Origin of the sequence: Yoonia sp., assembly GCF_046498525.1 — a bacterium.
In the GTDB taxonomy this organism is placed as follows: domain Bacteria; phylum Pseudomonadota; class Alphaproteobacteria; order Rhodobacterales; family Rhodobacteraceae; genus Yoonia.
Genome location: NZ_JAWOAN010000231.1, coordinates 1 through 13,906, shown reverse-complemented (window position 1 = coordinate 13,906; position 13,906 = coordinate 1). Strand labels below are relative to the sequence as shown.

The following is a 13,906-nucleotide window of genomic DNA, read 5'->3' as shown; positions in this document are numbered from 1 at the left end:
TACCATTACAATTTCAGCAGTTAACGACGAAGAAACCATCGCACTTTCCGGAGGCCCTTTTATCGAAGGAGCTGAAGACGGTGAAATCATTACAGCTACGTTGTCCACGGCATATCTTTTTAACCAGCGAATTGAAATTCCTATTCCGCTGTTTGCATCAGGCAGACCGGCAAGCGAAGTCAGGAGCGAAGCTGCAAGAATGCAGCGGATCGAGGATAGGTTTCTTAAGGTGCTGCGCTCGCCTGACGCACATGCGCGGGTGCAGATCATGACCTTGGCACAGTTCATCGAGGCTCCTATGGACGTGCTCCAGACGATTATCGACGAAATCGCGGGCCATCGCGGCACTGCGTTGAAAGAAGTGCCCAAGATGCCTGATCTGACCGGGCTGCCCGATTTTCTGCAAGACCTTAAAAATCAAGGGATGCATCCGTTCCTGACCGGAGACATCCCGGTTGGCAACGCGCGGCCAGCAAAACCGGCCCCGCGTCGCAAGCCATATGTGATCAGCGGGAAATGAGCAGGTTTCATTCTTTTATCTTGCTGGCTGAAATGCGGACTGGCTCTAACCTGCTGGAGGCCAACATCAACAAGCTTGGTGGGGTTAGCTGCCATGGCGAGGCGTTCAATCCATCATTTGTGGCTTATCCGAAAGTTGATGAACTACTCGGCGTGGACCGCGAGACCCGAGAGAAAGATCCGCATGTACTTTTGAGCAAGATCAGGGAAAGCGACGAACTGGCAGGTTTTCGGTTTTTCCACGACCATGACCCGCGCATTCTGAACACCTGTATTGATGATCCGCTTTGTGCCAAGATCATTCTGACGCGCAATCCGCTCGACAGTTTCATTAGCTGGAAAATTGCGCAAACGACGGGGCAGTGGAAACTGACGAATGCGACACATTCAAAGGCCACGACGATCACGTTTGATCCTGCCGCCTTTGAAACCCACCTCGAAACGATTCAGGCGTTCCAGATTCGTGTTCACCGCGCCTTGCAGATCAGCGGGCAGACAGCGTTTTACATCAATTATGATGATCTTCGGGATGTGGATGTTTTGAACGGTTTGGCGCAATTCCTCGGGGTGGAAGCGCGTCTTTCAAATGTGAACAGGAAGCTCAAGAAGCAGAATCCGGAGCCGCTGGAACAAAAGGTGGAAAACTACGCCGAGATGAAAGCGGCGCTTGCCCGGCTTGATCGGTTCGACCTGACGCAAACCCCGAATTTCGAACCCAATCGCGGCCCTGCGATTCCCACCTACATTGCCGCTCCAAAGTGTGGCTTGGTCTATATGCCATTGCGGTCCGGGCCTGATCGGGCTGTGCGAAAGTGGTTGGCCGATATCGACGGTGCACAGACCAGCGCGTTGATAGAAAATTTCACGCAAAAATCCTTGCGTGCCTGGCAGGACGCGCATCGACCGCATCGTAGCTTTGCGGTCTTGCGCCATCCTCTGGCGCGCGCCCATGCTGCGTTTTGTGACAGGATATTACTTAATGGCCCGCAGAACGTTCCGGAAATTCGCGCCAATCTGATAAGGGTTCACAAATTGAAAATCCCCGAACGGGCACCGGATTTATATGATCAATCGGGCTATACGCACCAGGATCACAAGCAGGCTTTTCTGGGGTTCTTGCGGTTCCTCAAGACCAATCTTTCAGGGCAAACAAGTATTCGGGTTGATCCGTCATGGGCAAGTCAACTTAACCTCTTGCAAGGAATGGCGCAATTTGCAGTGCCCGATCTTGTGCTGCGAGAGGACAGACTGGCGGATGATTTCCGAAATCTTGCGCGGCAGATGGGCATCAATGATTCACCTGCGCTGGGCGACACGGCGCACAGATGGCAAGCGAGACTGGACGCGATTTACGATCAATCCCTCGAAGATGCTGTACGCAACGCATATGCGCGCGATTATACAAGTTTCGGATTTGAAAACTGGGCTTAAGCGGCCTGAGACGCTTCAACCTCAGTCAGAATCGTATGCAGGGTGTTTGCATCGCTATTGGCGCGTAGCTTGGTGCAGATTGCGTTGTTGCGCAGCGTTCTGGACACCAGTGCAAGGGCCTTGAGGTGATCGACACCTGCATCCTGGGGTGCAATCAGGGCAAAGACCAAATCGACAGGCTGGCGGTCCACCGCGTCAAAGTCCAAGGGTTTTTCCAGACGCAGGAACAGGCCAACCACTTTGTCTGCTTGGGGCATGCGTGCATGGGGAAGGGCAATACCCTGCCCCACGCCTGTCGGCCCAAGGTTCTCGCGATCAATCAATGCGTCGATGACGTCGACAGCATTCAAACCATAGCTTGCCTCGGCAAGCTCCCCAAGATCATGAAAGAGGCGCTTCTTGCTTGTGCAAGAAGCAATAGATTTTACCGCATCGGCTTTCAGAATGGTGCCAAGTTGCATTGATTGCGTCTCTCATCTGGTGATTTGGTCTACCCCAAGCTGCGCGGGTCGATCCAGCCAATGTTTCCGTCGTCGCGTCGGTAAACGACGTTCACTCCGTTATGCTTCTCGTTCCGGAAGACCAACAAAGGAGCGCCCGCCAGTTCCATCTGCATGACCGCTTCTCCAACCGATAGCGACGGAATTTTCGTTTCCATCTCGGCCACGATAACCGGGCTTGCAGTGTCCTGTTCACCCTCGTCGGTCTCTTCTCTATATTCGAGGATATATGACCCGGCGTCTGAAAGTTCAACAGGTTGCGACCTCTCCTTGTGGTGGTCTTTCAGGCGCCGTTTGTAGCGACGCAACTGCTTGTCCATCTTCTCGGAGCTTGCGTCAAAAGCAGCGTAAATCTCGGTGGCTTTGCCTGTTGCTTGGGCATTCAGACCCGTCGACAGATGCACAACAGATTCGCAGACATATTCGTGGCCAGTCTTTGAAAATACCACATAGGCTTCGGTCGGTCGTCCTGCATACTTGCCAAGGATGCCGTCCAATTCGGTCTGCACATGAGTTTGCAGAGCTGCGCCAATGTCAATTTGCTTTCCGCTGATTTGGTAACGCATCTTTTGTCCTTTATTCGGTAATGACAGTGGTTGGATTCGGGCCCAAGTGCGGGCTGGTACCAAGCGACGTCATGAGTGTGGATAATGATAACGCCCCGATATTGTTGTCGTTATCCGCATGGACCGGCAACTTGCCAGCCTATATGCGGGGAAAGTGAACGGGTCTGTCATCTGTTATATTTGGCTATGAAACCCGTCTGGTTGTCAATGACGCAGTGGTTAACGCAGCAAAAGAATCAATTCACGCGGAAGTTGTTGCCAAGGTAGACGCGACGCACGTTTTCATCTTGGACTACCTCGTTTGTGGTGCCGTTCATCAGTACTTTGCCATCGTGCAGAATATAGGCCCTGTCCACGATCTGAAGAGTTTCCTGCACATTGTGATCGGTGATTAGCACCCCGATTCCGCGGTTCTTGAGGTCGGCCACCAAGTGTCGGATTTCACCTACGGCGATCGGGTCGACTCCGGCGAAAGGTTCGTCAAGTAGAACATACTTAGGCCCGGCCGCAAGACAGCGTGCGATCTCGACCCTGCGGCGCTCTCCCCCCGAAAGCGCCATCGCAGAAGCACGGCGCAGATGCTCGATTGAAAATTCAGAAAGCAGTTCTTCCAACCGCTCTTTTTGGCGATGCCTGTCCGGAACCGCAATTTCGAGGATCGACATAATGTTGTCTTCGACCGACATGCCCCGAAAGATCGACATTTCTTGCGGCAGATATCCGATTCCCAATTGCGCACGGCGATACATCGGGAGCGTCGTCACATCGCGGCCATCGATGATAACCCGCCCGCCTTCCGGCGTGACAAGCCCCGCGATGGAATAGAAACACGTCGTCTTGCCAGACCCGTTCGGCCCCAAAAGCGCTACAACCTCGCCACGGGCAAGGTCGATGCTCACGTCGCGGATGACCGGCCTCTTGCGGTAGCTCTTGCGCAGATTAATGATATGTAGGCCGACATCACCCTCTTGGACTGACAGTTGAGGCGCGTCCTGCATCAGTTATCGCCTTGCTGCAGTACAGTACGCACACGCCCTTCCATCGATGCCGTTCCGTCGGTGACGTTGATCGTCATCTGGCCAGCAGAAATGGCGCTTGGGCCTTGTGTCAGCAAAACGTCGCCGGTCAGAACCAAAAGGCCAGACTTGATGTCATAATCGGCGTTCTGCGCCTCGGCTGCTTCATCAGCCGTGACGAAGGTCACACCTCCGGATGCGATCAGCCGTGTGATTTCAGAGGTGTCGGTGCCGTAAATGACCGTGACCTGATCGGCAGTCAGGCGTAAATCGCCCTGCGCGATGATCACATTTCCATCAAAAACGGCGCTGCCGCTTTCCTGAGCGACGGTAAGGCTGTCTGCCGTCACTTCGATCGCCGCAGAGGTATCCACTTCAATCCCGCCAAGTTCGACATTTGTCTGCGCGCTGGCGAACCCGGCAGCCGCAACAAGAAGTGATACCCAAAGAGTGATCAATCGGAGCATTTGTGCGGTTTCCTTTGTCACGGGGTTTGCGGCGTGTATAGCAGGCGCACGCCCTCAGTGAAAAGCATCTCCTGAGATATGTCCTCTGATGCCATCTGAAATGTGACTTTGCCAGCGGTCAGTTGCCCGAAAGGGGCACGTATTTCCAAGAGCCCATCGGTAGTCACCAGCCCTGTTTCCAGATTTGCAATAAGCCCGTTCGTCTCCATTTCATATCCGCTGGAGGTGACCAGACGGGCAAGGCCAAGAAAGCGGGCAATACGCGCACGGCCGTCAATTTCGCCAAGCGTGGCAGTTATTTCGATAGTGCTGCCATCGGCATTGTCCATGCGCAGCCGCATGTCATCGACCATGACCGTATCGGGGCGCGTCTTGTCTGGGCGCGCTGTATCGGCAGAGATCACGACAACCGCCCCCTCATCGGTCACACCCGAAAACTCGGGCGCCGAAACACGTTGTTCGCGCGCGATGGCTTCGGCCTCTTCGAGGGCGATCTCGTTGGGCTCCGTGGTAGACCGTGCAAGCAGAAAAAGGGTCGACAATAGCCCCAATGCGCAAAGCGGGAGGATGATCTTGGCCCACCCAACGATTTGCGAATAAAGATTGTCGGCGGGGCCCACAGCTAAACGATTCCGGCGCGCAGGCAGTCGTGAATATGAAGAAAGCCGGCGGCTTGGCCCGCACCTGCGGGATCAACGGCAAACAGACAGGTGATCTTTTTGTCGTTCATCAGGGCCACGGCTTCTTCGGCCAATGCGTTTGGTGCGACAGTCGTCGGGCCTGCGGTCATGACCTCGCTCGCGGTGTGATCCAACAGGCCTGACATATGGCGCCGCAAATCGCCGTCCGTCACAATTCCGATCAGGCGTCCATTTGCGTCTGTCACGCCGACCACGCCGAAACCCTTCCGGCTGATCACCAAGAGCGCTTCGCTCATCGCGGTGTCGGCAGACACCAGCGGGACGGCAGTTTCGATATGCATCAGATCCGATACTTTTGACAGTTGCGCGCCCAGTTTTCCGCCCGGGTGAAATTCGCGAAAGTTTTCCGGTGTGAAATCGCGGTGTTCCATCAAGGCGACGGCAAGGGCATCACCCAAGGCCAGTGTCATCGTGGTCGAGGTTGTCGGAACCACGCCGGTACCGCAAGCTTCGCCCAGATTGGGCAGAACGATTGCAACGTCGGCGCGCTGCAAGAGTGTGCTTTTGGGTTTGCTTGCGACGCCAATCATCGGAATACCGAAACGCCGTGTATAGGCGACAAGATCGGCCAGTTCGGGTGTCTCACCTGAATTGGACAGGACCAGCACGACATCGCCGCGCGTCATCATGCCGAGATCACCATGGCTTGCCTCGGCTGGATGCACGAAATGAGCGGGGGTTCCAGTACTGGCGAATGTCGCGGCAATCTTGCGTGCGATATGGCCGGATTTGCCCATGCCGGTCACAATGACCCGCCCAGTGGCGTTCAAAAGCAGGTTGATCGCCTCGCCAAAGCTGTCGTCCAGTTGATCCGACAAGACCATCAATGCGTCAGCTTCCTGGGTGATGACCCGCTTTGCGGCCAGCAGGAATTTTGCGTGATCCGACATCAATGCGCGAAGATATCAATGTCCGGCCACCCGGCCAGATCAAGTTTTGCGCGTGTGGGCAGGAAATCGAAACAGGATTGCGCAATCTCCATGCGGTCCTCACGGGCAAGCAGAATATCGAATTTGTCCTTCAACTGATGCAGGTAAAGGACATCGGACGCGGCATAATCAAGCTGCGCATCGGTCAGGCTGGGTGCGCCCCAGTCGCTTTGCTGTTGATGCTTCGAGATATCCACGCCGATCATGTCCTGCAGCAATACCTTCAGGCCGTGGCGGTCTGTGTAGGTGCGGACCAGTTTCGATGCGATCTTTGTGCAATAGACCGGTGCCGTCAGCGCACCAAAGGCATTCAGCAATGCTGCAATATCAAACCGGCCAAAATGAAAGAGCTTCAGCACATCGGGATTTTCCAGCATCCTGCAAAGGTTCGGTGCCCCTGTTTGCCCTTGCGCGACCTGAACAAGGTGGCAATCGCCGTCACCCCCCGACATCTGGATCAGGCAAAGCCGGTCGCGATGCGGGTTCAACCCCATCGTTTCGCAGTCAATTGCCACAACAGGGCCAAGGTCCAGCCCGTCGGGCAGATCATTCTGGTAGAGGTGATTGGCCATGCGTTGCCCTTTTCTGGTCAGCCTTACCTGCCCCAGATACGGTTTGTCCGCCTGATCCTCAAGTGGGTCACGCGAAACGTGTAGTGTCAGGGCCAGCATGCAACTGTTCTTTGGCATGCATTTCAAGCCAGATTGTGAATTCGGCGGCTGGCATGGGCCTTCCAAAACCATAACCCTGCCCGATGCGGCAGCCACGATCATTAAGGTACACTGCCTGCAAGTTCTCTTCGACACCCTCGGCCACGACGTGAAGGCCCAATTCAGCCGCAAGCGCAAGAATTGCGCGCACGACGCTGTCAGCGGCTTGATCCGGCAAGGGCGCTATCAGTGATCGGTCAAGCTTGATACCGGCCAGAGGAAGTTGGGTAAGCTTGGAAAGAGAGGCGTAACCTGTCCCGAAATCATCAAGTTCAAGCGCGATACCGCAATCGGCGAGGCTGTCGATATTGATGGCCGCAATATCATCTTTCCCCCTGATCAGTGTCGTCTCCAACACCTCAACAATCACCTGATCGCTTTCAAGGCCAGAGCGCTGCAGCGACAGCAGGAAACGCTCAAGCAGGTATGGATCGGAAATCGTGTCCGGCGCGGCATTCAGCGATATGACAGGACGCCAGATACCGGAGGTTTCCCAGTTCTTGGCGTGATCCATCGCAGAACGCCAGATTGCATGATCAAGATCGACCATAAGTCCTGCATTCTCTGCGGCAGGCAGAAAGATATCGGGCGTCAGTAGTCCCTGTGTCGGATGACGCCAACGCGCGAGCACTTCCGCGCCGTGCAGCCGGCCGTCGCAAAGGCGCACCTGCGGTTGAAACCATGGTTCGATTTCGCCGTTGTGGATGGCATCCATCAGATCGAGTTGCAGTTGCTGCATCATGCTCAAGTCGTCACGCAGATGCTGGGTAAAGGCTTGTATGCGGTTCCCGCCTGCGCTCTTTGCATACTTCAGTGCGATTTCGGCATCGGCGAGGATATCCAATGGTTGTTTGGTGCCGTCACCGACGCTCAGGTAACCGATGCTGGCGTTGATCGGTATCCGCCGACCTTTGATGACGAAAGGATCCTGAAAAGATGCGGATATGCGTTCGACAAGATATCGTGTCGGTTCGCTGGAAATGAGGGCAAATTCGTCTCCGCCGACGTGCGCGACAAGATGTTCGTAATCAACACAGTTCTTGAGCGCGCGGCTGACGGCGATCAACAACGTGTCACCGTAGTCATGGCCAATCGTGTCATTCACCGACTTGAAGTCATCAAGGCCCACCAAAAACAGGCTCCATTCATCGCTGCTCTTGATGGAAATCGTGCTTGTCAGGTACTCCGTCAGTGACCTGCGATTGGGTAGTCCGGTCAATTGGTGATGCCTGACGGTATGCTCCAGCTGACGGTTCATTTCTTTCAATCGGGTTTGTGATGCCCGCAATTCACTTGTTGTTCGGCGCATGGCGTTCAGGCTTGATTGCACGGACCTTTGGGCTGGAAGAAAGATAAACAGCGCCTCAGCAAGAAGAACAAGGCCGGACGCGGCAAGCATTGCGTGCTGCGCCGTTTTGAAGTGCACGGCTTCCGCTTCGATCTGCCTAGCGACAAGCGTGGCTGTCTGGAGCAGTTCTGCCTTCAATCCGCCCGGATCATGGATGTGGCGAATACGCAAGTTGAGCGCCCGGCGCACATCGGGAGGTGCACCGGAAAACTGCTTTGCAACCGTCAGAAATTCGCGCGCACGTTGGTGCAAACCCGCCGTTTCGCCGAAAAAATGGTCATAGAGAGTGTCAGAGCGGATCTGGGTCGCCAGTATATCCGCGTAAACGGTTTCAAACCGGGTTACGGCCTTGTCGAAATCGCTGAAATCGGGTGCGGGTGCATTGGTGAGATCATCAGATATTGCCACGATATCTTGTGTGGACACGACGAGTTCGTTGCTTTTGACAATATCAGCGGCCGCCAGAAGCCCCCGCTCTACCATGGTGCGGTTCAGCAAATAAGTTGCCACGATCAGGCAAAGGATAATCACCAAAGCAGAGCAATAGTGCAGCCACAGCCTGTCCGGCTTGCGCAACAAGGGGCGATCTGGAGGCTGTACGGCCTGATTTCGGTTTGCGGGCATTGATGATTCCTGCAGCTATTCCGCTGGAGTATGACCCGAGATTGATTAAGGGAGCGTTGAGCAAAAACGACTTAAATTGCGGATATCTGGCTCTGACCGGCTTGCCGGTTCTGTCGAAAAACCGAGCCGTTGGAAATCGCTACGCGATCAAAGGTTCGCCGCAAGCTGGTGGTAAAGTGCGGTAAAATCATCGCGCACCAAGACGGGTGCCCGCAACCTGATGTGCAAGCTGTCCACCAATGCGGGGTCTTGCTTGCCAAAATACCGATCCGCTTCTGCCCGGGTGAAGCCCGCGATCTGGATTGCCTCCAGCCATGCCGAAAGCTTGTCGGCCTTCTTGATCTGTTTTTTCACTGCGACGGGAATTTGGGCCGGCAGGCCGAAGCGCAAATGAATGGCCGCAGTCAAACGGTCGTCCAACTCGCCATAACCGGGGCCGACTGCCGCCTTCACCGGGCTGATCATGTCCCCGATCACGTATTCGGGCGCATCATGCAGCAGGGCGGCAAGCTGCCATTTGACAGGGGCGTTTGGCTGCTGGTGTCCGAAAATTTCCGTGACCAAAAGCGAGTGCTCGGCCACGGAATACGCAAAGTCACCCTTGGTCTGCCCGTTCCAGCGCGCCACGAAGGCAAGGCCGTGGGCGATATCTTCGATCTCGATATCCACAGGTGTCGGATCAAGCAGGTCCAGACGGCGACCTGACAGCATCCGTTGCCAGGCTCGGGGTTGGGCTTTGGGCATGGTGGCTCCGCTTCATTTGCCTGTCTGACATAGATTGGTGAGCCGCGGTCGTAAACCTTGCAGCGGCGGTGAGGCGGTTGCGTTTCCATCGCTGAGTTACGCAATTAAGCCTTCGCCAGTGATTGCCTGATAGACGCGACATTGCCGCCATTGTGGCAAGGCAAAAGCCCTGCTATCAGCGGCACAAATCGATTAATCGCCCGCCGAGGAGGCAGTAATGAAAGACTATATCGTCAAGGACATCACCCTTGCAGATTTTGGCCGCAAAGAGCTGGATATCGCCGAAACTGAAATGCCGGGCCTGATGGCGCTGCGTGAAGAATACGGTGACAAACAGCCGCTCAAAGGTGCGCGGATCGTGGGTTCGCTGCACATGACCATCCAGACTGCAGTTTTGATTGAAACACTGACAGTTTTGGGTGCCGATGTACGCTGGGCGTCTTGCAATATCTTCTCAACCCAAGACCACGCGGCAGCGGCCATTGCCGCCGGCGGTACGCCGGTCTTTGCAATCAAGGGTCAGTCGCTGGAAGAGCATTGGGATTATCTTGATAAATCCTTCATGTTCCCCGAAGGCCCGAACATGATTTTGGATGATGGTGGCGATGCGACGCTCTATGTCTTGTTGGGCGCCCGCGCAGAAGCGGGTGAAGAGATCATTCCCGTCCCCCAGTCCGAAGAAGAAGCCGTGATCAAGGCGCAGATTGCCAAGCGTATGGCCGCCAGCCCCGGTTGGTTCACAAAGACACGCGACGCGATCAAAGGCGTCTCCGAGGAAACGACGACAGGCGTACACCGCCTTTATGATCTGCACAAGAACGGCCAACTGCCGTTCCCTGCAATCAACGTGAACGACAGTGTCACCAAGTCGAAGTTCGACAACAAATACGGTTGCAAGGAATCGCTGGTCGATGGCATCCGCCGCGCGACAGACACGATGATGGCTGGCAAGGTCGCAGTTGTGTGTGGTTACGGCGATGTAGGCAAAGGTTCGGCAGCGTCACTGGCCGGTGCTGGTGCACGTGTGAAAGTGACCGAGGTCGACCCGATTTGCGCGTTGCAGGCGGCGATGGACGGTTTCGAGGTCGTCGTGCTTGAGGATGTGCTGGACAGCGCCGATATTTTCATCACCACAACTGGCAACAAGGACGTTATCCGGATCGAGCATATGCGCGAGATGAAGGATATGGCGATTGTCGGCAACATCGGCCACTTCGACAACGAAATTCAGGTCGCTGCGCTGAAGAACCACAAATGGACCAACATCAAAGAACAGGTCGACATGATCGAGATGCCTTCGGGCAACCGCCTGATCCTGTTGTCCGAAGGCCGATTGCTTAACCTTGGCAACGCCACTGGCCACCCGTCGTTCGTGATGTCTGCATCATTCACCAATCAGGTGCTGGCGCAGATGGAGCTTTGGAATAACGGCGACGCTTATGAAGTCGGCGTGCATATCCTGCCCAAGCGTCTGGATGAAAAGGTTGCGCGTCTGCACCTTGCTCGTATCGGTGTAAAGCTGACCGAGTTGAAGAAAGAGCAGGCGGATTATATCGGCGTCACCGTCGAAGGCCCGTTCAAGCCAGAGCACTACCGATACTAAGCGCCGATGCGGCATGGGCGACGTCATCAGATGGCGCGGCAGGCCGCTGACGAACAGCGCAAGAAACGAGAACGCAGCGGTGCCGTGGCAAATGGCGTCGCTGCGTTTTTCTTTGTGGGTGTGCTGGCCTTTGCGGGCTATCAACTGATCGTACATCCTCAGACGCCGCTTCCGCGTGAATGGAACCCGACAGAGCCACTGCGTATCAGTGACCCCGTAAATCTGCTGACGGGATGGAAGCTGAACCGCGCTGCGGCATCACAAGAACAGTGCTTGTTTACCTTGGATGGCTTCGCCGACCTGCAACCGCGCGTACCTCTGGAGGAAACTGAACAATGCTTTATCCGGGACCGCGTTGATCTGCGCGCAGTTGGACAATCACGCTTGGCACCCATTGAAACGCGTTGCGCCATAGCGTTGCGGCTTGCCATGTGGGAGCGCCATAGCGTGCAACCTGCGGCTGCTGAATTTCTGGGGTCATCAGTCAGCACCATTGATCATATCGGCAGCTACAACTGCCGTTTGATGCGTACCGCCAATGGCTCTTCCATGCGCATGAGCACACATGCCACGGCAGATGCCATTGATATTGCGGGGTTCGGGTTAGCTGACGGCACCCGTGTGCGGCTGCTGTCCGATTGGGAACACAGCGGTCCGAAAGGCGCGTTTTTGCGCGCGGTGCGGGATGGCGCCTGCGACTGGTTCAGCCTGACACTCTCACCAGACTACAACCGCTTGCATGCGGATCATTTTCATCTGCAATCGCGCGGTTGGGGCCTTTGCCGATAGAGAAAGGGGAATGCCGCAGTTCAGCGACCGCGCCCCGTATTGTCGTGAACATCCAATTTCCCTTAGAAATTGAATGAGACACGCGCCTTGAAGGTGGTGACGCCCACATCGAGACTGCTGTCGTTGTAATCGTCAAAATCATGGTAAAGCAATTCTGCGCCAAGAACCGCGTTCCCCATCAGCTTGGCATCATAGCCCACGCCGATGAAATAGCCGTTATCATCGCCAAGTTCCGGCGAAGTGGCCCAGACAATACCGGCGGCACCATAAACCAGACCAGCCGTCAGATCAGAGCCGAGGCGCCCTTTCAGGCGGGTGGTGGAGTCGACTTCGACGGCACCGTTGCCAATGTCATATTCGGTCGTGTCATAGTCAATTTCGCCACCATAGACCACGGCACCATTTTGCACATTATAACCTGCGAACATCCCATAAGAAGGGCCATCGCCATCCAGTGGAGCACCATCCACATCAATATCGGAAGCGCCGATCTGGAAGCCCGCATAGGGTCCTGTCCAATCTTGCGCAAACGCGCTGGCTGGCACAACAGTGAGAATCGCGGCGATCAGAAAATTCTTCAAAGCCATAACCAAGACCTTTTGTCTGCTTTTGATAAGGACGGCCCCCGAAGGAGGAACCGCTTGATATAGAGATTTAGAGAACGGTTCACCCAGGTGGTTGATAAAAATCAAAGTGCAGCACCCGAAACGGCAAATTATTGTTGCATGTTGGCTTTCTTCAGAAATTGAAGCCGACACGCAGTCTCATCGTTAGTCACCTCGACGTTCAGCGCATCATCGTTGAATACATGATACAACACTTCGGCACCGGCAATCAGATTGGTGTCAAACTTCATATCATATCCAGCCCCAACCAGATAGCCGACGCCGTCTTCAACTGCCACAATCGCTCGATGAAGATATTATCGAGATAGCGACCGCGCCCGTCCACGCAGATTTTGATCTTGGCGCCGGTCGATGTAGTGATCCAGGTAGACCCCGTGAACTGCGATCCTTGAACGCACTTCTGGGTGTCACGCAGCCATTTGAGCCTGATAGATTTGTTTGTGATGGCGCGCGATGATGTTGAAAACTTCACGTGCGATGTATCGTTTCAAGCATCGGATAGCTTGCAGTTTTGCCGGATCACTTCAGTCCGGATCCGGTTTTCAGATGCTGGAGTACGATCGAATGTCGTTGGCTGCGCAAGAGCAAGAACTGCATACGACGACGCGCATGACGCAGACGTAAAGATCTGAAACTACGCCAGTCGGTGATTGCTTTATAGCGTCACAGGTTCCAAGGTTATGTGACTAGAACTGTTAGGATAAAGACACTTTGCAACCTCTCATGATTTCAGGGCACGGAAGACTGATCCTATGATGCAACAAAGCGCGTCGGACGACTTCGTGATCGCGACTGGTCGGCAGTGGTCGGTGCGCCATTTCATCGGATGGTCCGCCCATGATCTCAAGAACGCGCTTCGCACACGGCTGCTAAAAGAACATGGCCTCGAATTGCCTGTCTCCCTCGAGGGTTGAATAATGCGCAGGATTTTTGTCGCCGGTCACCGCGGTATGGTCGGAGGTGCGATCCTTCGGCAACTCGAGGCGCGCGGCGGGAGCGATATTGTCACTCGCACACGTGCCGATCTTGACCTCACCGATCAGGCCGCTGTTTGCGCATTCATGCGTGAAGAACAGCCAGATGCCGTGATCCTCGCGGCGGCTAAAGTGGGAGGTATTCATGCCAACAATACCTTCCCTGCCGACTTTATTTACGCAAACCTGATGATTGAAGCGAATGTAATTCATCAGGCTTTTGAGGCCGGTGTCACAAAGCTCCTGCAATTGGGGTCGTCCTGTATCTATCCGCGCAGCGCCCCTCAGCCCATGCGAGAGGACGCCTTGCTGACAGGTGTTTTGGAACCCACAAACGAGCCCTACGCCATTGCCAAGAT

15 protein-coding genes and 2 pseudogenes are annotated in these 13,906 nt (G+C 55.0%); 6 read left to right on the top strand and 11 right to left on the bottom strand.

Features of this window, described 5'->3' with window-relative positions:
• Both R6T97_RS14135 and R6T97_RS14130 read left to right on the top strand, forming a co-directional pair.
• Nucleotides 1-520, top strand: a pseudogene (locus R6T97_RS14135) (hypothetical protein); the annotation flags it as partial.
• A complete protein-coding gene (locus tag R6T97_RS14130) occupies nucleotides 517-1,950 on the top strand; it encodes a sulfotransferase family 2 domain-containing protein (protein WP_410349937.1) in 1,434 nt (477 codons plus the stop codon). The pseudogene R6T97_RS14135 and the gene R6T97_RS14130, both read left to right, overlap by 4 nt.
• Here the strand turns inward: R6T97_RS14130 and R6T97_RS14125 are convergent.
• The 9 genes from R6T97_RS14125 to R6T97_RS14085 form a co-directional block, all read right to left on the bottom strand.
• The gene (locus tag R6T97_RS14125; RefSeq protein ID WP_410349936.1) at nucleotides 1,947-2,411 is read right to left on the bottom strand and encodes a PTS sugar transporter subunit IIA; all 465 of its coding nucleotides are present in this window, start codon (nucleotides 2,409-2,411) and stop codon (nucleotides 1,947-1,949) included. The genes R6T97_RS14130 and R6T97_RS14125 overlap by 4 nt on opposite strands.
• Nucleotides 2,412-2,440: 29 nt before the next feature.
• Entirely contained in the window at nucleotides 2,441-3,016 is a 576-nt protein-coding gene (gene hpf / locus R6T97_RS14120; RefSeq protein WP_410349935.1) for a ribosome hibernation-promoting factor, HPF/YfiA family, read from the bottom strand.
• Nucleotides 3,017-3,252: 236 nt separating this feature from the next.
• Nucleotides 3,253-4,014 carry an LPS export ABC transporter ATP-binding protein gene (gene lptB, locus R6T97_RS14115; RefSeq protein ID WP_410349934.1) on the bottom strand — a complete coding sequence of 254 codons (762 nt, stop codon included), beginning with the start codon at nucleotides 4,012-4,014 and terminating at the stop codon, nucleotides 3,253-3,255.
• Nucleotides 4,014-4,499, bottom strand: a complete 486-nt coding sequence (gene lptA / locus R6T97_RS14110; RefSeq protein WP_410349933.1) for a lipopolysaccharide transport periplasmic protein LptA — start codon at nucleotides 4,497-4,499, stop codon at nucleotides 4,014-4,016. Before lptA ends, lptB begins: the two co-directional genes overlap by 1 nt.
• Before the next feature lie 17 nt (nucleotides 4,500-4,516).
• On the bottom strand, nucleotides 4,517-5,119 hold the full coding sequence (locus R6T97_RS14105) for a hypothetical protein (protein ID WP_410349932.1): 603 nt from the start codon (nucleotides 5,117-5,119) through the stop codon (nucleotides 4,517-4,519).
• A 2-nt stretch (nucleotides 5,120-5,121) separates the two neighbouring features.
• A complete protein-coding gene (locus R6T97_RS14100) occupies nucleotides 5,122-6,090 on the bottom strand; it encodes an SIS domain-containing protein (RefSeq protein ID WP_410349931.1) in 969 nt (322 codons plus the stop codon).
• Nucleotides 6,090-6,701, bottom strand: coding sequence for a ribonuclease D (locus R6T97_RS14095; RefSeq protein ID WP_410349938.1), 612 nt, complete (start codon nucleotides 6,699-6,701; stop codon nucleotides 6,090-6,092). Before R6T97_RS14095 ends, R6T97_RS14100 begins: the two co-directional genes overlap by 1 nt.
• Nucleotides 6,702-6,768: 67 nt before the next feature.
• Nucleotides 6,769-8,811: a putative bifunctional diguanylate cyclase/phosphodiesterase gene (locus tag R6T97_RS14090; RefSeq protein WP_410349930.1), complete on the bottom strand. Its 2,043-nt coding sequence runs from the start codon at nucleotides 8,809-8,811 to the stop codon at nucleotides 6,769-6,771.
• A gap of 147 nt (nucleotides 8,812-8,958) precedes the next feature.
• Complete coding sequence (locus R6T97_RS14085) at nucleotides 8,959-9,555, bottom strand: HD domain-containing protein (RefSeq protein ID WP_410349929.1); 597 nt, start codon at nucleotides 9,553-9,555, stop codon at nucleotides 8,959-8,961.
• 217 nt (nucleotides 9,556-9,772) lie between these two features.
• Here R6T97_RS14085 and ahcY point away from each other — a divergent pair, with 217 nt between their 5' ends.
• Both ahcY and R6T97_RS14075 read left to right on the top strand, forming a co-directional pair.
• Nucleotides 9,773-11,158, top strand: a complete 1,386-nt coding sequence (gene ahcY, locus R6T97_RS14080; protein WP_410349928.1) for an adenosylhomocysteinase — start codon at nucleotides 9,773-9,775, stop codon at nucleotides 11,156-11,158.
• Nucleotides 11,159-11,188: 30 nt separating this feature from the next.
• The gene (locus R6T97_RS14075) at nucleotides 11,189-11,947 is read left to right on the top strand and encodes an extensin family protein (protein WP_410349927.1); all 759 of its coding nucleotides are present in this window, start codon (nucleotides 11,189-11,191) and stop codon (nucleotides 11,945-11,947) included.
• A 62-nt stretch (nucleotides 11,948-12,009) separates the two neighbouring features.
• Here the strand turns inward: R6T97_RS14075 and R6T97_RS14070 are convergent, their stop codons facing one another.
• Together R6T97_RS14070 and R6T97_RS14065 are read right to left on the bottom strand one after the other, a co-directional pair.
• Nucleotides 12,010-12,534, bottom strand: a complete 525-nt coding sequence (locus tag R6T97_RS14070; protein ID WP_410349926.1) for an outer membrane protein — start codon at nucleotides 12,532-12,534, stop codon at nucleotides 12,010-12,012.
• Between the two features lie 128 nt (nucleotides 12,535-12,662).
• On the bottom strand, nucleotides 12,663-12,851 hold the full coding sequence (locus R6T97_RS14065) for a hypothetical protein (protein WP_410349925.1): 189 nt from the start codon (nucleotides 12,849-12,851) through the stop codon (nucleotides 12,663-12,665).
• Nucleotides 12,852-13,325: 474 nt separating this feature from the next.
• Here R6T97_RS14065 and R6T97_RS14060 point away from each other — a divergent pair.
• Nucleotides 13,326-13,487, top strand: a pseudogene (locus R6T97_RS14060) (hypothetical protein); the annotation flags it as partial.
• A 3-nt stretch (nucleotides 13,488-13,490) separates the two neighbouring features.
• A partial coding sequence (locus R6T97_RS14055; RefSeq protein ID WP_410349924.1) for an NAD-dependent epimerase/dehydratase family protein occupies nucleotides 13,491-13,906 on the top strand: 416 nt, incomplete at its 3' end.